The 20,056-nt window shown below is 70.0% G+C and carries 16 protein-coding genes; 12 read left to right on the forward strand and 4 right to left on the reverse strand.

Features of this window, described 5'->3' with window-relative positions; genetic code table 11:
• The first annotated feature begins 393 nt into the window (after window positions 1–393).
• The 3 genes from ACFQS1_RS35265 to ACFQS1_RS35275 all read left to right on the forward strand — a co-directional run bounded on the left by ACFQS1_RS35265 (window position 394) and on the right by ACFQS1_RS35275 (window position 4,481).
• Window positions 394–1,638: a hypothetical protein gene (locus ACFQS1_RS35265; protein WP_378976392.1), complete on the forward strand. Its 1,245-nt coding sequence runs from the start codon at window positions 394–396 to the stop codon at window positions 1,636–1,638.
• A gap of 692 nt (window positions 1,639–2,330) precedes the next feature.
• Window positions 2,331–2,642 (forward strand): hypothetical protein, encoded by a 312-nt coding sequence (locus ACFQS1_RS35270; protein ID WP_378976394.1) that lies wholly within the window; start codon window positions 2,331–2,333, stop codon window positions 2,640–2,642.
• Window positions 2,643–2,831: 189 nt separating this feature from the next.
• Window positions 2,832–4,481 carry an IPT/TIG domain-containing protein gene (locus tag ACFQS1_RS35275; protein WP_378976396.1) on the forward strand — a complete coding sequence of 550 codons (1,650 nt, stop codon included), beginning with the start codon at window positions 2,832–2,834 and terminating at the stop codon, window positions 4,479–4,481.
• A 159-nt stretch (window positions 4,482–4,640) separates the two neighbouring features.
• Here ACFQS1_RS35275 and ACFQS1_RS35280 read toward each other — a convergent pair whose 3' ends face one another.
• The gene (locus ACFQS1_RS35280; protein WP_378976398.1) at window positions 4,641–5,552 is read right to left on the reverse strand and encodes a hypothetical protein; all 912 of its coding nucleotides are present in this window, start codon (window positions 5,550–5,552) and stop codon (window positions 4,641–4,643) included.
• A 74-nt stretch (window positions 5,553–5,626) separates the two neighbouring features.
• Here ACFQS1_RS35280 and ACFQS1_RS35285 point away from each other — a divergent pair, with 74 nt between their 5' ends.
• The gene (locus ACFQS1_RS35285; protein WP_378976400.1) at window positions 5,627–7,624 is read left to right on the forward strand and encodes a S8 family serine peptidase; all 1,998 of its coding nucleotides are present in this window, start codon (window positions 5,627–5,629) and stop codon (window positions 7,622–7,624) included.
• Here ACFQS1_RS35285 and ACFQS1_RS35290 read toward each other — a convergent pair whose 3' ends face one another.
• Window positions 7,625–10,702: an AfsR/SARP family transcriptional regulator gene (locus tag ACFQS1_RS35290; RefSeq protein WP_378976402.1), complete on the reverse strand. Its 3,078-nt coding sequence runs from the start codon at window positions 10,700–10,702 to the stop codon at window positions 7,625–7,627.
• A 90-nt stretch (window positions 10,703–10,792) separates the two neighbouring features.
• On the opposite strand from ACFQS1_RS35290, the gene ACFQS1_RS35295 reads away from it, so the two are divergent.
• Genes ACFQS1_RS35295 through ACFQS1_RS35305 form a run of 3 tightly spaced genes read left to right on the forward strand, consistent with a single transcriptional unit; the run spans window position 10,793 to window position 14,148 of the window.
• Window positions 10,793–12,979 (forward strand): glycoside hydrolase domain-containing protein, encoded by a 2,187-nt coding sequence (locus tag ACFQS1_RS35295; protein ID WP_378976404.1) that lies wholly within the window; start codon window positions 10,793–10,795, stop codon window positions 12,977–12,979.
• An 11-nt stretch (window positions 12,980–12,990) separates the two neighbouring features.
• Window positions 12,991–13,683 (forward strand): M15 family metallopeptidase, encoded by a 693-nt coding sequence (locus ACFQS1_RS35300; protein ID WP_378976406.1) that lies wholly within the window; start codon window positions 12,991–12,993, stop codon window positions 13,681–13,683.
• Window positions 13,684–13,710: 27 nt separating this feature from the next.
• Window positions 13,711–14,148: a hypothetical protein gene (locus tag ACFQS1_RS35305; RefSeq protein WP_378976408.1), complete on the forward strand. Its 438-nt coding sequence runs from the start codon at window positions 13,711–13,713 to the stop codon at window positions 14,146–14,148.
• Between the two features lie 41 nt (window positions 14,149–14,189).
• On the opposite strand, the gene ACFQS1_RS35310 is transcribed toward ACFQS1_RS35305, so the two are convergent.
• A complete protein-coding gene (locus tag ACFQS1_RS35310; RefSeq protein ID WP_378976410.1) occupies window positions 14,190–14,945 on the reverse strand; it encodes a hypothetical protein in 756 nt (251 codons plus the stop codon).
• Between the two features lie 97 nt (window positions 14,946–15,042).
• Here ACFQS1_RS35310 and ACFQS1_RS35315 point away from each other — a divergent pair, with 97 nt between their 5' ends.
• The 4 genes from ACFQS1_RS35315 to ACFQS1_RS35330 are packed head-to-tail and all read left to right on the forward strand — an operon-like array spanning window position 15,043 to window position 18,421.
• Complete coding sequence (locus tag ACFQS1_RS35315) at window positions 15,043–15,642, forward strand: sulfite oxidase-like oxidoreductase (protein ID WP_378976412.1); 600 nt, start codon at window positions 15,043–15,045, stop codon at window positions 15,640–15,642.
• A complete protein-coding gene (locus ACFQS1_RS35320; protein ID WP_378976414.1) occupies window positions 15,612–16,370 on the forward strand; it encodes a ferredoxin reductase in 759 nt (252 codons plus the stop codon). The genes ACFQS1_RS35315 and ACFQS1_RS35320 overlap by 31 nt, the downstream gene beginning before the upstream one ends.
• Window positions 16,367–16,630, forward strand: coding sequence for a DUF6510 family protein (locus ACFQS1_RS35325; protein WP_378976416.1), 264 nt, complete (start codon window positions 16,367–16,369; stop codon window positions 16,628–16,630). The genes ACFQS1_RS35320 and ACFQS1_RS35325 overlap by 4 nt, the downstream gene beginning before the upstream one ends.
• A 15-nt stretch (window positions 16,631–16,645) precedes the next feature.
• Entirely contained in the window at window positions 16,646–18,421 is a 1,776-nt protein-coding gene (locus ACFQS1_RS35330) for a HelD family protein (RefSeq protein WP_378976418.1), read from the forward strand.
• A gap of 161 nt (window positions 18,422–18,582) precedes the next feature.
• On the opposite strand, the gene ACFQS1_RS35335 is transcribed toward ACFQS1_RS35330, so the two are convergent.
• Window positions 18,583–18,975, reverse strand: a complete 393-nt coding sequence (locus ACFQS1_RS35335; RefSeq protein WP_378976420.1) for a hypothetical protein — start codon at window positions 18,973–18,975, stop codon at window positions 18,583–18,585.
• 236 nt (window positions 18,976–19,211) lie between these two features.
• Between ACFQS1_RS35335 and ACFQS1_RS35340 the strand changes: the two genes are divergently transcribed.
• Window positions 19,212–19,997 carry an SGNH/GDSL hydrolase family protein gene (locus ACFQS1_RS35340; RefSeq protein WP_378976422.1) on the forward strand — a complete coding sequence of 262 codons (786 nt, stop codon included), beginning with the start codon at window positions 19,212–19,214 and terminating at the stop codon, window positions 19,995–19,997.
• Window positions 19,998–20,056: the final 59 nt, after the last annotated feature.

Below are 20,056 nucleotides of genomic sequence, written 5' to 3' on the forward strand. Positions count from 1 at the left end.
TTCTCCGCCTCGACGGCGTCACCTCGATCGCGCCAGCCTTACGCCGAAACGGCCGAGACCCCTACCGATCCCTACGACTCCTAGGAATCACCTAAAACGGTCATACTTCGACCTTGCGAAAGCCCTGGCAAAGAGGGGCCGTCGGATGGCCTCAGACCCTACATTTTCAGACGGTCGACCGTCGGAGGTTCCGTGAAAGGGATTGGTCAGACATTCGTCAGACTCGCCGACAGATGGCAATCGTCTGGCTTCTCCGAAGTGCGCAAATCATCAAAGGATCATGGTTGTCTCTGCAAGACTTGCCATCGGACAACTGCTGCAAGAACAGTCCGTTTCGCATTGGCAGGTCAGTCTACAGGCGGGGTCGTTGCCCTGCAGCAATGTGGAGGATTCATGAGTAAAGAACCCAGGGCTTTTGCGCGTCGCGGAGCCCAGGCGCTCACCGCCGCGACGATTGCCGTGTCCGGTGGAACCATTTTTGCTGGCCAAGCGCAGGCAGTCCTGCCAGTGCCTACCATCACCAAAGCCTTCGTAGCGGGTTCCACCTCCAACAAGGTGGTCACCGCGGGTACCACCATCGAGATCACCGGCAGCGGCTTTACCGGCATGGTCGACAACCAGGCGGACTCAGCCTGCAACGTCGCGCCCGTCGCCTACCCGGGCACCAACTCGGGCTGTTCGCAGGTCCGGTTCCTCGGCGCCAGCGCCAGCAACACAGCCGGCTTCGTCCTGGCGACGCGGTACACCGTTGTTTCCGACACCAAGATTGTCGTCTCCGTGCCGTCCATTGCTGTCGGCACCGGTTCGGCGGCAGGAGACCCGGCGCTGGGCACCGGCTCAGTCAAAGTGCAGGTGGTCAACACGACGGGAACGGGTACCTCGAGCGGTATCAGCGTTTCGACTGCAAGCGAGCTGTTCTACCGCGAGAAGCTGGTGGCGAACTACAACGGCACTGTTGTTGCGAACCCAAATGGCGGCGGAACGTTGACCGTTCCGGTCACCGGCCTGCCGTCGGGCACAACATCTAGCTCATTTACAAAGGAGAACATTACCGGCTACGTCTACAGCACAGTCGCGGGTTCGCCGAACGTCTCCCTCACCTCGGTGAGCTTCAACGACGCCAGTAACGTCAACGTCACGCTTCCGCCCGGGGCTCCGGCCGGCAATCTCGTCGGCATCATGCTCGTCCACGACGGCATCACCGGGACAGCAGACGCCAATTCCCTGACCTACCCCGCGGTCATCTCGAAGATTCAGGCGTGCACCGGTACGGCGGCGACGGCTGCGGCCACCTGGGTGGCGGCGACACCAGGCCAGCAGTCCGCTACGCTGCCGGACTGCACCGACTCGGCGAACATACCGTCGACAGCGGGAACCTACTACATCAAGGTCACAGGCAAGGGCCTCACTGGCGCCACGGCATGGAGCGCCGACGGAGCGGGTGGTGCCGTCGCCGAGACCTGCGTCACCGCCTCGGACACTGTCGCGTACTGCAAACTCGTCGTCACGACCGCACCCACCTCGGGGGTCGCGCCGTTGACGTTCACCCCGGCCGACCCCGACAGTACCGGTGACGCGACCGCGCCGATCCTGGTTCCGACGGGGGGTTCGATCCTGGTGTACAACACGCTGATCTGACGGACAAGACCAACTGACGAATGCCCGGGCCTCAGGGGCCTGGGCATTCTTTTGCCCGCGTACGAGAAAAGGTTGCTCTCCATTCACCGTTGGAACTGGCCACCAGAACACACGCCGACGGGCCGACGACTCTACCGGCTCAGGCGATTCGAATCCCGCTCGGCGCCGGTGCGCTAGCCGCTTGACATCTATAGGAGCAGCGTGAGTTCGCCGACGTGAGACACGGCCAGATATCCACCCTTTCCGCCGAAACAAGTCTTGAAAGCGCGCAAGGATGACGGCTGGGAAAGTGTGCGGCCCGAAACGAATGATGCGAGGGAAACCAATGATACGGATGAGGATCAGGCACACCGCCGATAGCCGTCACACCCAGCGGTTCGCCATCGCCACCTTGTTTCTCTTCCTCGCCGCGGGAATCGGCGGGTGCGGCAGGTCAGCGTCGAAGGCTCACGGTCCGGTGCCCAAAGAGCAGACAGCGTCGTCCAAGCCGGTCACCGGGCCCGCGGCCCGGCCCTCGATCGCGCCATCAGCCCAGGGGCCGTCCGAGAATCAGAAACATCGAGCGACGGCCGTGCGGAAGGCGGCCTCGCTCGGCCAGATATCCATCAAGTCGGCCGTGCCGCGGATCCAGCGGCCAATCAAGGACCTTGTGGAATCCGAGCCGGGGTAGCTTGAGAACCGGCCGCTCTACGATGCGGGTGGTCTCGGCGAGGTCGGACCTCACCGGACAGCGCGAACTGGCATGGGTCGGCGACGAGGGGGAGCCGATCGGCAACGCACGGTGCACGCAGCGCATTCGGCTCAGTAACAACCAGACGGCGACCGTCCGCCGGAACCTCCTGCTTTGCTGGCGAACGAGCAGCGAGAAGAGCGTCTACACCGTCGCGGTAGATCTGGACGGCAAGCCGTCAAGAATCAAGAGCGTGGCTTCGATCGAACGGCAGTGGTCCAAGCTGGGTGAGAACGGCGAAAGCCGTTTCCGACCGGAGCGGCAGAGCTCGTGATAAGGAGTTCGCCTCCTCTTGGTCGGACGAATGTTTTCGGCCGGCCGCCATTCATCGAAATTGCTCACTCTAAGCCATCAGCTCATCACTTTTAGTTACGCTTCCGGCGAGACGGCCCGCGGACCCCAAACGAGCGTGGGCCCGGAAACCCCGACGAAGCGGCCAACGACGGCCGTAGGAGGACCTCGCATGAGTAAGTCCAATCCCAGTACCAGCCGGTGCAGTGTTCGCGCCGGCCTCGCGTCAGGAGCGGCACTGAGCGTCGTGGTCGCCGCCGCGATGTCCGCTCCCGCGTACGCGGCGGGCATCAGCGTCGCCACGAACCCGCCCGCCGGCCCCGAAGGTGAAGCCACGTCCATCACGGTCTCGGCGGCCAGCGAGTGGTTGAACGGCGTCACTTCCCCGTTCGTAACCTTCTCCATTCCCACCTGTCAGACGACGTACAACGCAACAGCGCAGACCGAGAAAGTCGGAGCGGACATCACTACCACGGTGGGCAACGTGCTGTCCACGAATACCCGGAAAGTCACGAACAACATGCTTGCGGTCACGGTGCCGGCCGCGGTCGTCACGGAGGCGGCGAACAACGCCCTCCAGAAGTGGAACGTGTGTGTCTACCAGAGCAGCGATACCGGCGCCGCACAGATCGGCTTCGGGTCCTACAGCGTCGGCGTCAAGGCCACGCTGGACTCGGTGACGCCGAACAGCGGTCCCTCAGGCGGCGGCAGCACCATCACCGTCACCGGCGGCGGCTTTCCGACCACGGTGGGTACCACCGGCATCAAGTCAGTGACGATCGACGGCGTTCCGCTGACCGGGATCAAATCGCTGGGAAACGGCGCCTTTTCCGCGGTCACTCCGCCGCATAGCGCCGCCCGCGACCTGACGCTCGCTGTCACGACCCCGACCGGCACGGTGTACATGCAAAATGCGTACACTTATCAATTCGGCGTCGCTGCGGCGCCGAACACCACGCCAAACGAGTCCAAGTTCGTCGACCTGGACGTCACCGGCTCCGGCTTCCTGAACTTCGACTTCAACGGCGCCCCTGGTGATGCCGGCGCCCACATTTATCTCTCGCAGGGCCCCTATGATCCGGCCCCCGACGCCGTCACCCCGACAAACAAGGCGAATCCGGGTGTGGCCGAGTGCTCTGACGTCCTGGTGATCAGCGACAACGAGGTCATCTGCCGGCTCCACATGCTGGCCCTGGACCCGACCAACACGGAGTTCCAGCTCCGCGCAGCCCGGACGATCACGACCGGCAACGCCACCACTGTGGCACCCGATCTTCTCACCTCCAACGACCCCGCCATCACCTTCTCCGCAGAGGACCTCGGTATGCCGGTGACCCAGGCGGGTAACCCCGAGGTTGCCGCCAACAGTACGATCATCAAGGTCATCAGTCCGACACAGGTCCAGCTTTCCGAGGACCTCGTCGATGACGCCGTTACAACCGCCGATGTAGTCGTCGGCGCGCCACGGGCAGCGATCGCTGCGACGGCTGGAAACGGCGACACGACACTCACCGCAGTTACCGCTGGTACGATCACCGCGAATGACATCGGCCGCCCACTGACCCCGGCCGGCAACATTCAAAAGGGAACCGTAGTCACCTCGGTATCGGCTCCCAACGCAGGCGTAGTCACGGTCGGCATTTCACGGCCGACGGGCGGCACAGTCGCTGCGGTCGAGGTCAACGAGAGGGTACAGGTGCCGGACGGTGCTTACACCCTTACCGTTGTCAACAACGGCACTCTCGATGCCCAGGACACCGATGCCCAATACAACAACTCGATCATCTCCAGCGCCGCCACATTCACCGTCGCTGACTACTGACCGGCGGACCTGACAAACCCCTACGCAACAGCGGCCCGGACCGGGTGGTCCGGGCCGCTGCCCGTTGTGTTCTCGACCGACGCGTCGCTCATTCGCCCGCACCGCCCCCCGGCGCCGAGCGCCCGATTCACTCGAATGCCCGTATCCTCCGGCGAGACATCACTTCAGCCGTCCCCACTCCCGGCTGATGATCGAGCCGATCACGTCTGCGTCGGGCTTGCCTTTCGGAGATACAGCGAGTGCCACGACGCTACGGTCGGCCGAGGTTCGCCAGCACAGCAATACCGTCGGAATCGTCCGTGCCGACGCGGCGTTGCTGAAACGAAGTCGCTGCGTGCAACGCGCCTTGCCGACCACTTCGCCGGCGTCGGCGGCCATCAGCAGATCCTGAGTGCCGGTCAGGTCGCTCTTCGCCGTCGTGATCCGGATCGTGCCGTTCGCGGTGTTCTCCGTCCGGGTCGACAAGCCCTCGATCGGACCACCCTTGGCGGACAGCGGCCGCTTGAGCGAGACACCGTCCTTCGCGGCCTTCTCGCGGGCCTCCTGAACCTCTTTCCTCACCTTCGCGGCATCCGTCGTCGGCGCGGGCGCCGTGGTCGCGGCGGCCGAGGCCGGCCCGGGCGAAACGGCCTGGGCGGCGGCCGTGGGAGTGACAGCCGAGCCGGCGGCCGACGGAGCTGCGGAAGCGAGGCCGGGCGTACCCGACGCGGATGCGCTGATCGTGCCGAGCGGGCCCACCTCGGAGGTCGCGGTCGTGTCGTTGCCGCTGGTCAGCTGGGTGGTGAGCAGGTAGCTGCCGCCGCCGAGGACCGCGGCCAGGCCGATCGCGCCGGCCAGCGCCTGCCTGCGGCTCAACCGTGACCAAAAGGCCGGCGCGGATCGATGGACGCCGTCGTCGCCGGGCCGATCGTCGTCGTGAACAGTCATGTCCCAATCCCTTGATCGCGCTGTCGGCCCGCCCGCGAACGGGGCGGACCCCGAACCCTCATGGTCGCAACCAATGGGACATAGCGGGCCAAAACCAGCAAGCAGTCGCTGAGAGTTTCCCGAGAACTCGCAACCCAACGGCACCCGGCGAATCCCCAACTAGCGCTCAGCGCGACCGACGTTTGTCCTCGACCCCCGGAACGTGAGTGAGGACAGCGATGAGGAAACACCTGCGCCGGTACGCCGCGGGCGCCCTGACCGTCGGTGCGATCGCCGGCGGTGCCGCCCTCGGGCTGCCGACTCAGGCGGCGGCCGACTGGCAGCCGGTCGTCAGCGGACTGAGCGAGAGCGCCCAGCAGATGCTGCCGGAGAGCGTGTCGGCGGCGAAGCCGGTACGGGTGGTCCGGACCTCGATCACCAAGGGCAAGCCGGTGGTGGAGGTGCGCACGGCGACCGATCGGGGAACCGCGGCCGAGCTGGTGAAGGACGCCCAGCAGAGCAAGGGCGCGGTCGCCGTCGAGGTCGACTCGGCGGTCACCGCGCTCGACGTGCCGGCCGGGACCGACCCCTACCGTGCGCAGCAGTGGGACTTCGGCAAGCTGCACGTGGCGGACGCCTGGCAGCAGTCGACCGGCGCGGGTGTCACGGTGGCGGTGATCGACAGCGGCGTGGACGCGAGCCACCCCGACCTGGCCGGCCAAATCCTGCCGGGTAAGGACTTCGTGGCCGGCACCGAGGGCACGAGCACCGACCCCAACGGTCACGGCACGCACGTGGCGGGCACGATCGCCGCGCTCACCGGGAACGGCACGGGCGTGTCGGCGGTCGCTCCGGGAGCAAAAATTCTTCCCGTACGGGTGCTCGGCGCCAACGGGACGGGCTGGACCTCGGACATCGCCAGCGGGATCATCTACGCGGCCGACCATGGGGCGAAGGTCATCAACATGTCGCTCGGCGGGCCAGGTCAGTCCACGACGATGAGCAACGCCATCGCGTACGCCCGCAGCAAGGGTGTCACGGTCATCGCGGCGGCCGGGAACGAGCGGCAGGACGGCAGCCCGGTCAGCTATCCGGCGGCCGACGCCGGGGTGATCGCGGTGGCGGCGACTGACGCGGCGGACAAGGTCGCCAGTTACTCCAACCAGGGCAGCTACGTCGACGTGGCGGCGCCGGGCAGCAACATCCTGAGCACGGTGCCGGTCGCGAAGGGCAGCTACGCCAGCTACAACGGCACGTCGATGGCGACGCCGCACGTGGCGGCGGTCGCGGCGCTGATGAAGGCGGCCAACCCGGGGCTCACCCCGGACGCGATCGAGTCGGCGCTGGAGAGCTCGGCGGTCGACCTCGGCCCGGCCGGGAAGGACACCGATTACGGGTACGGCCGGATCGATGCGCTCGCCGCCGTGACCGCGGTCGCCCCGGCCACGAGCGCGCCCACCTCGGCGCCCGCAACAACAACGGCTCCGGTAACAACAGCCCCGACAACAACAGCCCCGACAACATCAGCCCCGACAACATCAGCCCCGACAACCGTGCCCACCACGGCCCCAACGGCGAACCCGACGCCGACGCCGAGCAAGACGGTCGTCCCGACCCCCAGCAAAACGGTCATCCCGACGCCCAGCAAGACCGTCACGCCGAGCCCGAGCAAGACCGTCACCCCCACTCCGACCAAGCCGAAGGTCCGCCCGGCGATCCGGGTGGCCGCCTCGACGTCGGCGCCGGTCTACGGATCGACCGTCCGGGTGACGTACACGGTCACGGCCTCGGGGAAGCCGTACGCCGGCAAGCCCGTGCGGATCGGCGTGGCCCTGCCGAAGGGCAGCTTCGCCTTCACCGGCGCGACCACCAACTCGGCCGGCGTGGTGACGTTCACCCGCAAGGCGACCGGCAACTTCCAGGTGAAGCTCCTGGTCCCGGCGTCGGCCACCACGCTCGAGGCGACCTCGGGGGTCAGCGCCTTCACGGTGCGGACGCAGATCAGGGTGACCTCGCCGGCCAAGCGCACGCTCAAGGTCGCGCTGACCGGCGCGACCGGCCAGCGGGCCCAGGTGCAGCGCCTCGACCGGAGCCGCTGGGTGGTGGCCAAGACGGTGACGGCATCGGCCGCCCAGCTGAAGGTGACCGGCCTCAAATCGGCCGCCCGGTACCGGGTCGTGGTGCCGTCGACGGCGACGCTCAGGGGAGTGACCAGCCCGATCCTGAAGATCCGCTGATTACCGGCAAGGTGCGCCCAGAGCGCTCGCCCGCGCGCGCACCTCGTCGGCCCGGCCCGCGTCGCCCAGCACGAGCAGCGTGTCGGCGAGCGTCTCCAGCCCTTGGGCCAGCCAGTACGGCGAGCCGATCCGCTGCCAGATGGTGACCGCCGCCTCGGCCCGGCCGCGCGCCGGCCCGGCGCGGCCCACCTCGAGCTGGGCGTTCGCGAGCAGCCAGAGGGTGGCGGCTTCGCCCCAGGCGTTGCCGTGCTCCCGGTACACCCACAACGACCGGGCCAGCAGCCGGCGCGCCTCCCGGTGCGAGCCCTGCCGGAACAACGCCTCGCCGAGCCAGCAGGCCGCGTGGGTCTCGTTGAGCCGGTCGCCCAGGGCGGAGCTGACCCGCATCGCCGCCCGGAAGCGCTCGGCGGCCGCGTCGGGGTCGCCGAGCACGCGGGCCAGGTGGCCGAGGCCGCGCAGGGCTTGCGCTTCGCCGGGCCGGTACGCGGCCTCCCGGCTCAGCCGCAGGGCCCGGTCGAACAGGTCCCGCGCGGGCTCGAACCGGCCCTGTTCGAGACGCACGATGCCGGCGCCGGCCAGGGCGTACACCAGGCCGTTGACGTTGCCGCTGCGGGTGGCCGACGCCAGCGCCCGCTCGAAGTGCGCCCACGCCTGGTCGTACCGGCCGAGCAGGCGGTACAGGTAGCCGAGCCCCGAGACGACCGCCGCTTCGTCCGGCGAGCCGTCGTCGATGGCGGCCTCGAAGTGGGCGATCGCCTCCGCGTACCGGTCCTGGATGGTGTCCAGCTCGCCCAGGCTGCGGTGCAGCCGGCGCTCCGTGCCCCGGTCGCCGGCCGCGACGGCGGCGGCCAGCGCGTGGGTCTGTATGCCGCGCCATTCGTCGAACAGGCCGCGGATCTGGAAGAACGTGGTGAGCGCCGCGGCCAGCCGCCCGGCCGGCTCGGTGAGGCCGGAGGCCAGGCTGTCGCGCAGGGTGGCGATCAGGAAGGCGTGCTCGCGCTGGAACCAGGCCATCGGGTCGCTGATGAGACGGTCGGCCTCGGCCCGGGGCAGACGCCACTCCGCCGATGCCGGCCGGCCGTTGCCGAGGAAGTCGGCGCTCAGCGCCGCGTCCGCCCGGTCGGCCAGGTCGAGCGTGGCGGTCAGCAGCCGGCGCAGCGCGTCGGACCGGGCCCGCGCGCTGTCCTCCGCCATCGCCCGCTCGTGCGCCACCAGCCGCACCAGGCTGTGCACGCGATACCGGATGCCCACCGAGCCGGCCGACACCACCTCGACCAGATGCGTCTGGTGCAGGTGGTCCAGCAGGTCCTCAGCGTGCTGGGACGACACGTCGAGCAAAGCCGCCAGCGTCCACGCGGCCATGTCGTCGGCCCGCAGCAGGCCCAGCCACCGCAACGCCCGGCTCGTCTCCGCATCCAGCCGGCGGAAGCTGAGCTCGATGCTGGCCCGCACGGCGACGTCGCCGACCGTGAGCTCGTCCAGCCGGCGCCGCTCGTCGGTCAGCGCCCGGCGCAGCGGGCCGAGCGACCAGTGCGGGCGGGTGGCCAGCCGGGCGCCGGCCACCCACACGGCCAGCGGCAGGCCGGCGCACAGGTCGACGACCGCCCGCGCGTCGTCCCGGTGGGCCGCGAGCCGCTCGGCCCCGATGACCTCGCCGAGCAGCGCCAGCGACTCGTCCGCGGTGAGGGTCGGCAACGCCAGGCGGATGCCGTGCAGGCCGGCCAGGCTGGTCCGGCTGGTCACCAGCGCCGCGCAGCCGGGGCCGTTGGGCAGCAGGTCCTGCACGTGCCGGGCATCGGCCGCGTCGTCGAGCACGACCAGGATCCGGCGGTGCGCGAGCAGTGTGCGGTACAGGTGGATCCGCTCGGTGCGGTCGTCCGGCAACGCCTGGCCGCGAACGCCGAGCGCGCGCAGGAATGTGCGGAGCACCTCCATCGGATCGGCCGGCTCGCGATGGGTGCCGTGCAGATCGGCGTAGAGCTGCCCGTCCGGAAAGTCAGCGGTCGAGACCTGGTGACCCACGCGCACCGCGAAGCTGGTCTTCCCGGCGCCGGCCGGCCCGGTGATCACGATGGTGGCCGGTCGCCGCTCCGGATCGCGCAGATGCCGCTGGACCGCGGCGAGTTGCGCGTCCCGCCCGACCAGCCGGGGCAGCGAGGCGGGCAGCAGGCAGGGGGCGCCGACGTCCGGCGCCGGGCGTTCCGGCCCCAGGCGTTCCGGCCCCAGGCGGTCCGGCCCCAGGCGTTCCGGCCCTGGGCGGCCCGGCGCCGCGGGCACCTGCCGGCGCAGGATCGTACGTTGCAGCTCCTCCAGGTACGGCGCGTCGAGCCCCCGCTCGTGCAGCAGCGCGATGCCCTCCCGGCACACCTCGGCCGCCGCGCTGACCCGCTGCTGCCGGTAGAGCGCCAGCGCGAGGAGCCGGCGCTGGGCCTCGTCGAACGGGTCGTCGGCCACCGCGCCGGTCAGATCGCCGGTCGCCTCACCGTACCGCCCGAGCCCGAGCATGGCCTCCGCGTACGCCCGGCGGGCCGCGCGCCGCAGCTCGGCGAGCCGGGCGATCCGCGGCGCCGCGAACGGCCGGTCGGCCACGTCGGCGAACGCCGGTCCGCGCCACAGCGCGAGCGCGTCGCGCAGCGCCTCCGCGCTCGCTGCCGTCTCGCCCGCCCGCGCCAGCCGCGTTCCCTCTTCGACCAGGCGCTGGAAGCGGCCGGCGTCGATCCGGTCGGGCGCGATGCGCAACTGGTACGCGGTGCTGCCGGTGCCGACCGTCGCCAGCACCTCGCGGCCACGCCCCTTGCCCGGCGCTAGCAGGCGCCGCAGGTTGGCCACGTGGCTGCGCAGCGTCGCCATGCCACCCGCCGGGCTCGGCTCCGCCCAGAGCAGGTCGACCAGCCGGGTCGCCGGCACCGCATGGCCCGCCTCGATCACCAGCACCGACAGCAGAGCGGCCTGTTGCGGGCCCAGCCGCACCGGTTCGCCGGCCCGGAGGACGCGCAGTGGGCCGAGTACGCCGACGGTGAGATCGGCGGCGGCCTCTCCGAGCTCGCGAATGACGCTGCCCCCCGGCTCAGCCTCCATTGACGAGCGTCCATTGTACTTGCACGCGGCTTGCACTCCGGCGCTCCACCATCGAGATCGCTGACTTCCGACACAGCGAGGGGATCGCCGATGGCCGATGAGATGGTGCGCCGGGCGCAGCTCTTCATCAACACGACGTACGAGGGCGTGCCGGGCATCCCGCAGCTCGACGTCGACGGCAAGACCGGATGGGCGACGATGTACGCGCTCACCCGCGCGCTGCAGCACGAGCTCGGCATCACCGCGCTCTCCAACAACTTCGGGCCCGCGACCCTGGCCGCCCTGGAGGCCAGATTCCCGGTTCTCGAGTCCGGCGCCCCGGGCAACGTCGTCCGCATCGTGCAGTCCGGCCTGTACTGCAAGGGCTACGACGGCGGCGACATCTCCGGCCTCTACGACGAGCGGACGGCGGCCGGGGTGGCCGACATGAAGACCAACATGGGCGTCGCCGGGGTCTATCCGCGCGGCGTGGTGCCCAAGGTCTTCAAGGCGCTGCTGACGATGGACGCCTACGTGCTGATCGAGGGTGGCGAGCAGTCCGTGCGCTCGGTGCAGCAGTGGATGAACGCGCGGTACGTGAACCGGCGGAACTTCTTCGTCGTCCCGTGCGACGGGCACTTCTCCCGGGACGTGCAGAAGGCGTTGATGCTGGCGATCCAGTTCGAGCTCGGGATGAGCGACGACGTGGCGAACGGGGTCTTCGGGCCCGGCACCCAGTCCGGCCTGAAGGCGAACACCGTCCGGGACGGCTCGACCGGCGTGTGGGTGCAGTTGTTCAGCGCCGCGATGCTCTTCAACCGCCGGGCCGGCGTGTCGTTCATCAGCACGTTCACCTCCGCGCTGGCGAGTGCCGTGCGCTCCTTCCAGGACTTCGTCAAGCTGCCGGTGAACGGGACCGGCGACTACCGGACGTGGGCGTCGCTGCTGGTCTCCACGGGCGACGCCACCCGCAAGGGCACGGCGCTGGACTGCGTCACCGAGATCACCACGGCCCGGGCCCGCGCGCTGCGGTCGGCCGGCTACCGCATCGTCGGACGGTACCTGTGCAACGTCGCCGGCACCAGCCTGAACAAGATGATCCAGCCGTGGGAGCTGGAGACGACCTCCCAGGAGGGCCTCCGCGTCTTCCCGATCTACCAGACGTACGGCGGCGAGGCCGGCTACTTCCACCCCCACCAGGGCACGGTGGACGCCCTGGACGCGATCAACTGGGCCCGGTACCACGGGTTCGGCCCCGCCACCCGGATCTATTTCGCGGTCGACTACGACGCCGTGGACGCTGACGTCACCAGCAACATCATCCCGCACTTCCGGGCCATCAAGGAGACCGTCGAGGAGTACAGCCCGTACCTGGTCGGCGTCTACGGCGCCCGCAACGTGTGCAGCCGGGTCGCGGCGGCGGGCCTGACCTCGGCGAGCTTCGTCTCCGACATGTCGACGGGCTTCAGCGGCAACCTCGGCTACCCGCTGCCCACCGACTGGGCCTTCGATCAGATCGCCACGGTCACCGTGGGCAGCGGCGACGGCGCCATCGAGATCGACAACAACATCGCCTCCGGGCGGGACGCCGGCCAGAGCTCCTTCCAGCCGGATCGGCCCGAGGAGCTGGTCGACGTCGACTTCGATGCGGGCCGGCGCCCCGCGCTGCTCGCCGACGTGCGCGCCTACCTGGAATCCCTCGGGATCCCGGAGAAGTCCACCTCGGGACTGTGGCAGAGCTACACCACCACCGAGGCGTTCGACATCGTGCTGAAGTTCGACAAGCTCATGACCAGCCTGTCGCAGCGGCTGCGCATGCGCAAAGCGCTCATCCAGGTGCCGATCATGTGGGAGATCAGGCACTTCACCAAGCAAGACCTGGTCTCCGACGACTTCGTGCGGTCCTACCACAAGGGACTGCCGGGGGTCCGGGACTGCTCGACGGGCCTGGGCCAGATCTTCGCGGCGACCGCCATCGCCGCCCGCAACTATTCCATCCGGCACGGCTTCCTCAGCGGCGTCCAGCTGGACGCGGCCGACGACGACGACATCTGGCAGGTGTGGCAGCGGCTCAACAGCGACCCCATCTACAACATCGGCACCGTTCCGCACGTGCACATCTGGGGCGCCGACGACGTCGGGGCGCCGCGCCCCAGCCTCACCTACAGCCAACAGGACACCTTGAAGGTGCTGATCAGGTACCAGGGGACGGATTCCCGAGCCGAGGAGGGCGGCCGGCAGCGGCTCGGCCTCTACTCGGTCTTCGAGTCCCACAACGCCGCGCTGCGCGCCCAATGACGGAGGCTGAGATGGCAGAGATTCGCGGCGGACTGTCCCGCCGCCACGTCCTTCGCGCGGTCGCCGGCGGCGCCCTGGCCGGCGGTCTGGTCACGGTCGGAGCCGTACCCGCGGCCGCGCTCGCCGGCCCGGTTCGCACCGGCCGGACCGGCGCCAACGGGTGGCCGGTGCGGCCCGGCGGAGGGGCCGGCGACGCCGTCCGGACGATCCGCGTGCCCGGCACCGACGTCTCGGTCGCGCTGCTGGGCGGCGACGTAACAGTGGTCCTGGTCCACGTGATTCGCCGTTTCCACTACGAGATCGACCAGTTGCGCCACGGCGAGGTCGGCGGGCATCGGGCCGCCGGCGTCTTCCCGGCGCGTCACGAGACGAACCACGCCTCGGGCACGGCGGTCGACATCCGGGCCGACTGGTACCCGCCGGGAACGCGGAACGGCTTCTTCCCGCACGAGTACGACGTCATCCGCGACATCCTCGCCGACTGCGAAGGCGTCGTGCGCTGGGGCGGTGACCTCGCGCCGGTCGACGAGTCGCACTTCCAGATCGACGTGCCACCGGGCGACGCGCGCCTGCGGCACGTCGCCTCGAAGATCCGCGGGTGGGAGAGCAGGCCGGGCGCCGGCGCCGGCGTCCTCGTCGACCCTCTCGCACCCGTACGCCGCAAGCCCGCGCTGGCCCTGCAACGGCGCCAGCGCACGAAGTAGCACAAAGTAACCAGTGGAAGGGAAAGAATGAGAAGAGCTCTGACGATCCTCAGCACCGTCATCCTCGCCACCGTGGTCCTCGCCAGCCCGGCTCGAGCGGGTACCAACGACAGCTTCCAAGTCTGCTCGCAGTGGACCAACAACGCCTCCTGCGTCGAGTTCGTCGACTACGGCGAGGGCAAGCCGGGCGGCGGGAAGAACGACGACTACATCCTCATCCACCAGTACGACCCGTACGCGGCCTATGGGGTTTGGGGTTACGCCTGGCTGGACGGCAAGTACCTCGGGGCGAAGTTCAACGGCTCGGGCTACTACGCCCCCGCCGTCGTCTGGGATCCGTTCCCCGGCGGAAACGTCAAGGGCGGTCAGTACATCGGGCTCAAGGTCTGCCCCGGGACCTCGAGCGGCCCGATTCACAACGGGCAGGACTGCCAGGAGTGGAGCCAGTACAGCAAGGACGGCTGAGCCGACGATCATGATGGCCGGGTGGCCGTGCCGCCCGGCTTTCAGCCCATGTTCGCCCACTCCCGCGAGATCACGGCGCCACCGACCGCCGGCTGCGGGCGGCCCGCGGCCCGGGTGGCGACCACGACGATGCTCTTGAACGGCGACGTCCGCCAGCACAGCAGTAATCCCGGCCGGGTCACCGGGGCGGCCGACCCGTCGGTCCGAAAGGTCTGCGTGCATCGGGCCGCCCCGACCGGCTGCCCGGCGTCCGCCACCGCCAGCAGCTTCCAGCGGGGAGTGAGGTCGAAGCGCGCCGAGACCACCCGCAACTGGGCGCCGTCCGGCCCGACCTCGTTGCGCACGGTGGCTCCGATGTCGGCCGCGGCCACCCCGCTCGGGTGGGGCTCGAGCAGCCGGCTCACCTGCGAGGCGGCCAGCTCGTCGTCGGTGAGCGCGCTCGGCGACGGCACCGGCGACGGCAGCCAGGAGCGGCGCTCGGCCGAGAGGGTCCCGGGCGGCGGGCCGGAGGCCAGGTCGATGTGCGGTTCGGCGGGGGCGGGCACCGGCGTGGCGCGGGTGGCCGGGGCGACCGACGGGGCCGGTTCCAGGGCGACCGTGGCCCGGCGACCCAGGTACCAGGTCGTTCCGCCGTACGCGATCGCACCCAGCAGCAGACCCACGGCCGCGACCGCCACGCCGGTCTTTCGCCGCCGCCGGCGGCGCTGCCGTGCCGAGACATAGATCCCGTGGTCCTGGCCCATGCCCAGCTCTCCGTAGCGGTCCGCGGTCGCCTCGATGATCTCACCTAACCTCACAAACCGCTCGAAAATGGCAAAGCGTGCGGTGAGCGCGGGCACCCGGAACCCGGCAACCAGTGGAGCGGGCAATGATCGTGCGGTTTACTCGTCAACCATGGGCATCATTTCGAGAGGCTTCGGCGGCCGCCGGCGCGAGTCGGTCCCCGGCCTGCCACCCGGGCAATATCTGACCCACGACTTCCCGGTGCTCTCCGCCGGCCCGACTCCCCGTATCCCGCTCGACCGGTGGAGCTTCACGATCACCACCGAAACCGGCGAGCGCAAGAGCTGGAACTGGCAGGAGTTCACCGCCCTGCCGCACGACGACGTGACGGTCGACATCCACTGTGTGACGAAATGGTCGAAGCTCGGCACGACCTGGCGCGGCGTCTCTATAGACACGTTGCTCGCGGACGTCGAGACTGCTGCGGACTACACGATGGTGCACAGCTTCGGCGGCTACACCACGAACGTGCCGCTGGAAGACCTGCTGGACGGCAAGGCGTGGATCGCCTATAAGTTCGACGGTGAGGATCTTGACCCGGAGCACGGAGGCCCGGCCCGGATGCTCATCCCCCACCTGTACTTCTGGAAGTCCGCGAAATGGGTCAACGGCCTGCAGATGATGGCCGAGGACGAGCCGGGCTTCTGGGAGGCGGCCGGCTATCACATGTACGGAGACCCATGGCTCGAGCAGCGTTATCAGGGCGACTGATCTGGCGGGCGGCGACCGTCACCGAGGCGCGTCAGGAGTCGCCGTCGGCGCGCACGCTGGTGCTCGACGTGCCGGACTGGCCGGGGCACCTGCCCGGCCAGCACGTCGACGTGCGCCTGACCGCCCCGGACGGGTACAGCGCGCAGCGCAGCTACTCGATCGCCTCGGCCTGGCGCGACGAAAAGTCGGCAACCGTCGAATTGACCATTCAACGTCTCGACGACGGCGAGGTATCGCCGTACCTTACCGACGTGCTCGAAGTGGGCGATCAGATCGAGCTGCGCGGGCCGGTCGGCGGCTGGTTCGTCTGGCGCGAGGCGCAGCGGCGTCCCGTGCTGCTGCTCGGCGGCGGTTCCGGGGTGGTGCCGCTGATGGCGATGGTGCGCGCCCGCGGCCTGGCCCGGGCCCGGCAACCGTTCCGGCTGATCTACTCGGTGCGCACGCCGGACGACGTGCTCTACCGCGCGGAGCTACCCCGGCACGTACGCGATGATCCCGGTTTCGATCTTTATCTGAACTACACGCGCAAGGCGCCGGAGGGTTCACCGAACGCCCCGATGCGCGTCAACGTGGCCACGATCAACACGCGCGGGTGGCCGGCCGAGTTCGAGCCGGACTGCTACGTCTGCGGGCCGACCACCTTCGTGGAGGCCACCGCCGACATCCTCGTCGCGCTCGGCCACGACCCCAAGCGCATCCGGACGGAACGCTTCGGAGGCACGTCATGAACAGGCTCGACGGAAACGCCATGGCCGGCGACCTGCGCGAGATCTTCGCGTTCGACGTGACCGCGGCCGAATACACCTGCGCGGGCTGTGGCGCGGCCGAGGCGATCGGCGCGCTGATGCTGTGGGGGCAGGAGATGGGCCGGGTGGCCCGCTGCCCGCACTGCGACGACGTGGTGCTGCGCCTGGTCCGGGCGACCGACCGCGTCTTCCTCGACGTGCGCGGCGCCGTCCGCCTCGAATTGCCCCTCGCGGGCTCCTGAACCGGCCGGCCGCCCGTGTTCCGCCAAGCCGACGCGGGCGTTCCCGCCTCCCGCCCGGCCGACCCGGCCGACGACGACCTGCTCGCCGCGCTCGCCCGCGACCGCCGCGCGGACGGGCCCGACCTGGTCGCCACCGTCCGCGCGCTGCAGGACGAGGTCGTCCGGGCCCCGCTCGACCGGCTGGTGATCGTCCAGGGCGGGCCGGGCACCGGCAAGACGATGACCGCGCTGCGCCGGGTCGCCTGGCTGATCGACGAGGGCCTGGTCGACGACGCCGAGACGCTGGTGGTGGGCCCGTCCGCGGCGTTCGCCCGGTTCACCGACGACGTGCTGACCGGTTGGGGCTACGACCGGGTGGCGCACCGCTCGGTGGCGGCCCTGCTGCCGCCGATCGAGGACGTGCGGGAGGAGTCGCCGCAGGTCACCAGGCTCAAGGGCGAGGCACGCATGGCGGGGCTGCTGGCCCGGGCGCTCGAGGAGCGGCCCGGCAGCCCGCCCGGCGAGCTGCCCGACTCGATCGACATCGACGGCCAGACCGTCACGCTCGACCCGGCTGCTCTCCAGCGGGTGATCGACACGGCCCGGGCCAGCGAGGCCTCCCCCATCGACCGGCGGATCCTGCTGCGCGCCACGCTGGTGGCCGGCACCCGCGACCCGCGGCTGGTGCTGGAGGCGGCGAACCGGCTGGCCGAGCGGCTGTGGCCGGCGCTCGACCCCGAGGGCTTCCTGCGCGAGCTGTTCGGCTCGCGCGAGCTGCTGGCGTCGGCGGCCGGCGGCGAGTTCACCGATCGCGAGATCGCGTCGCTGCACCGGACGCCGGGTGACGGGTGGAGCGCGGCCGACCTGCCGCTGCTCGACGAGGCCGCGCACCTGATCGACGGCGATCCCAAGGGCTTCGGCCACGTGGTGGTCGACGAGGCGCAGGACCTGTCGCCGATGCAGATGCGGGCGGTGGCCCGGCGGTCGGCGACCGGGTCGATGACGGTGGTCGGCGACGTCGCGCAGTCGACCGGGCTCTGGGCCCGCGACGACTGGCACGACCTGGTCACGCAGCTGCCGTCGGCGCACCCGCACGAGCACCGGGAGCTGCGCTTCGGCTATCGCATCCCGCGGCAGATCTTCGATCTGGCCGCGGAGCTGCTGCCGATGGCCGCACCGAGCGTCACGGCGCCCCATCCGGTACGCGACGGCGCGGCCGACCCGGTGATCGTGCCGGCCGACCCGGCCACCCGGGCCTCGCTGGTCGCCGCCGCGGCGGCCGGGCACGCCGAGCAGGGCCGGTCGGTGGCCGTGCTCTGCCCGGCCCGGTGCCGCAAGGAGATCGAGGCGGGACTGGACGCCGAGGGGCTCGATTGGCACTCGGCCGCCGACGACGCGCCGGGGATCGCGGGGGTGGCGCTGCTGGCGCCGCACGAGGCGAAGGGGCTCGAATTCGACGCGGCCGTGGTGGTCGAGCCGGGCCACATCCTCGACGACGATCCGCGCGGGCATCGGCTGCTGTACATCGCGCTGACCCGCTCGACCGCGCACCTGCACCTGATCGGGGCGCCCGAGGACCTGCCGATCGAGCAGCCCGTTCTGGTGGAGCAGCCCGTTTTGGTGGAGCAGCCCGCGCCGCCGGTCGCCGAAGAGCCCGCGCCCGCGCCTGAGGTCGAGCTCGACCCGGCCATGGACGAGACCATCAATCAGGTGGTGCGGGCGATGGCCGAGGCCCTGCTGACCGGCCTGACCCCCGAGCTGTGGCCGGTGGCGATGAACCGGCTCGAGCAGCTGATCAACCCGGAGCCCTAGGCCCTGTTTCGTAACCCGGCCAGGGCTGCGGCGTGGCCCAGGCGCCGCCTGACGGCACCCGCAGAACGGCCACATCCAACACCGGGATGCGACCGCCCTGCGGGCGACGCCAACCGACCCCTGGACCTCGCCTCGCACTTGGCCGGGTTACGAAACAGGGCCTAGCGGAAGCCTCCGCGCAGGCGCCGGGCGAACGAGGCCGGCGGTCGCGGCGGAGGGCCGGCTGGGCTCGGTGCGGCCGGGCGGGGCGTGGCCGGGCGGGACCGGCCGACCGGCCGGTCGTAGTCGGCCGTGGCGATCGCCTCGACGATCTGCCCGTCGCCGAAATTCTCCGAGTCGGGGATCGAGGCGACGTAGCCGACCAGGATCCCGTTGCGCATGATCTGCGCCTCGAGCCCGGCCGTGCCGTCGTTGTCCCAGATCGCCTCGCGGCCGTCCGGCAGCACCACGCGGATGCCGTACTGCGTGATGCCGGCCTGCGGCAGCTTGACATGGGCGAAGACGTTGCGTGCCCGAAGCGTGTCGACGACCCGACGTGCCCGTTCTTCTTCCATGTGAAGACGGTAATGCGATCAACTGTGCACATGCTGAGGGCCGCCTGTGGCGCCCATGAAAGATCGCCACGAGCGGTACGCGCGCGACCACTGCATGACATAGATGCAGGTCACATCGATGGATGTTACTACTTCGTAACGGGAAAATCACGACGTATCTTTTCCCGCCCCCTTGACTTACTTTGCGGTAACCGGAGCGCTTCGGCTTCCCTCCCCCACGGACCGGAGGCCATCCGATGAGCAAAGTCCTCGGCTTTCTCGTCACCGTCTCACTGCTCACCCTCGGCGTCGCGGCCCCCGCGGCGGCCGCGTCCTCCGTCGACTACGTCGCGCTCGGCGACTCCTACTCCTCGGGCGTCGGCGCACCCGGACAGACCGGGCTCTGCCTGCGCAGCCCGAACGGCTACCCCGCCCTGTGGGCGAGCCGCAACGCGCCCAAGTCGTTCACCAACCTCACCTGCGGCGGCGCCGTCACCGGCGACGTCCGGAGCCTCCAGGTGCCGTTCATCCCCGGCGGCACGGATCTGATCAGCATCACCATCGGCGGCAACGACGCCGGCTTCGCGCCGACCGTGCTGAGCTGCCAGGTCTCCAGCGACGCGACGTGCGTCCAGAAGGTCGCCGCCGCCGAGGCCGACATCAGCGCCACCCTGCCCGCCAAGCTCGACGCGACCTACGCGGCGATCCGGGCCAAGGCGCCGCAGGCCAACGTGGTCGTGCTCGGCTATCCCCTGCTGTTCGACACGTCGTCGTCCTACTGCGGCCTCGCCGGCATGAGCCTGACCAAGCGCCGGGCGCTCAACCAGGGGGCGCAGGTGCTGGACGATCTGATCGCCCAGCGTGCGCGGGCTGCCGGGTTCGGCTTTTCCGACGTACGGGACGAGTTCGCCGGCCACGGCATCTGCGCGTCGGCGCCGTACCTCAACGGCTTGACCATCGCCCCGCCGCAGAACTCCTTCCACCCCAACAAGAACGGATACGCGTACGGCTACCTGCCCGCTTTCGCCGGCGCGGCCGGATAGCGAGCGGCCCGGCGCTGGGAAAGCGACAGCGCCGGGCCACACACTACCGATTTGCACCT

It is taken from the genome of Paractinoplanes rhizophilus, from assembly GCF_042664765.1.
GTDB lineage: Bacteria > Actinomycetota > Actinomycetes > Mycobacteriales > Micromonosporaceae > Actinoplanes > Actinoplanes rhizophilus.

Excerpts from the sequence above, each read along its gene's own strand:
- ACFQS1_RS35265 (WP_378976392.1), top strand. The coding sequence starts at position 394 with ATGAGTAAAGAACCCAGGGCTTTTGCGCGTCGCGGAGCCCAGGCGCTC.
- ACFQS1_RS35270 (WP_378976394.1), top strand. The coding sequence starts at position 2,331 with ATGCGGGTGGTCTCGGCGAGGTCGGACCTCACCGGACAGCGCGAACTG.
- ACFQS1_RS35275 (WP_378976396.1), top strand. The coding sequence starts at position 2,832 with ATGAGTAAGTCCAATCCCAGTACCAGCCGGTGCAGTGTTCGCGCCGGC.
- ACFQS1_RS35285 (WP_378976400.1), top strand. The coding sequence starts at position 5,627 with ATGAGGAAACACCTGCGCCGGTACGCCGCGGGCGCCCTGACCGTCGGT.
- ACFQS1_RS35290 (WP_378976402.1), bottom strand. The coding sequence starts at position 10,702 with ATGGAGGCTGAGCCGGGGGGCAGCGTCATTCGCGAGCTCGGAGAGGCC.
- ACFQS1_RS35295 (WP_378976404.1), top strand. The coding sequence starts at position 10,793 with ATGGCCGATGAGATGGTGCGCCGGGCGCAGCTCTTCATCAACACGACG.
- ACFQS1_RS35300 (WP_378976406.1), top strand. The coding sequence starts at position 12,991 with ATGGCAGAGATTCGCGGCGGACTGTCCCGCCGCCACGTCCTTCGCGCG.
- ACFQS1_RS35305 (WP_378976408.1), top strand. The coding sequence starts at position 13,711 with ATGAGAAGAGCTCTGACGATCCTCAGCACCGTCATCCTCGCCACCGTG.
- ACFQS1_RS35315 (WP_378976412.1), top strand. The coding sequence starts at position 15,043 with ATGGGCATCATTTCGAGAGGCTTCGGCGGCCGCCGGCGCGAGTCGGTC.
- ACFQS1_RS35320 (WP_378976414.1), top strand. The coding sequence starts at position 15,612 with ATGGCTCGAGCAGCGTTATCAGGGCGACTGATCTGGCGGGCGGCGACC.
- ACFQS1_RS35325 (WP_378976416.1), top strand. The coding sequence starts at position 16,367 with ATGAACAGGCTCGACGGAAACGCCATGGCCGGCGACCTGCGCGAGATC.
- ACFQS1_RS35335 (WP_378976420.1), bottom strand. The coding sequence starts at position 18,975 with ATGGAAGAAGAACGGGCACGTCGGGTCGTCGACACGCTTCGGGCACGC.
- ACFQS1_RS35340 (WP_378976422.1), top strand. The coding sequence starts at position 19,212 with ATGAGCAAAGTCCTCGGCTTTCTCGTCACCGTCTCACTGCTCACCCTC.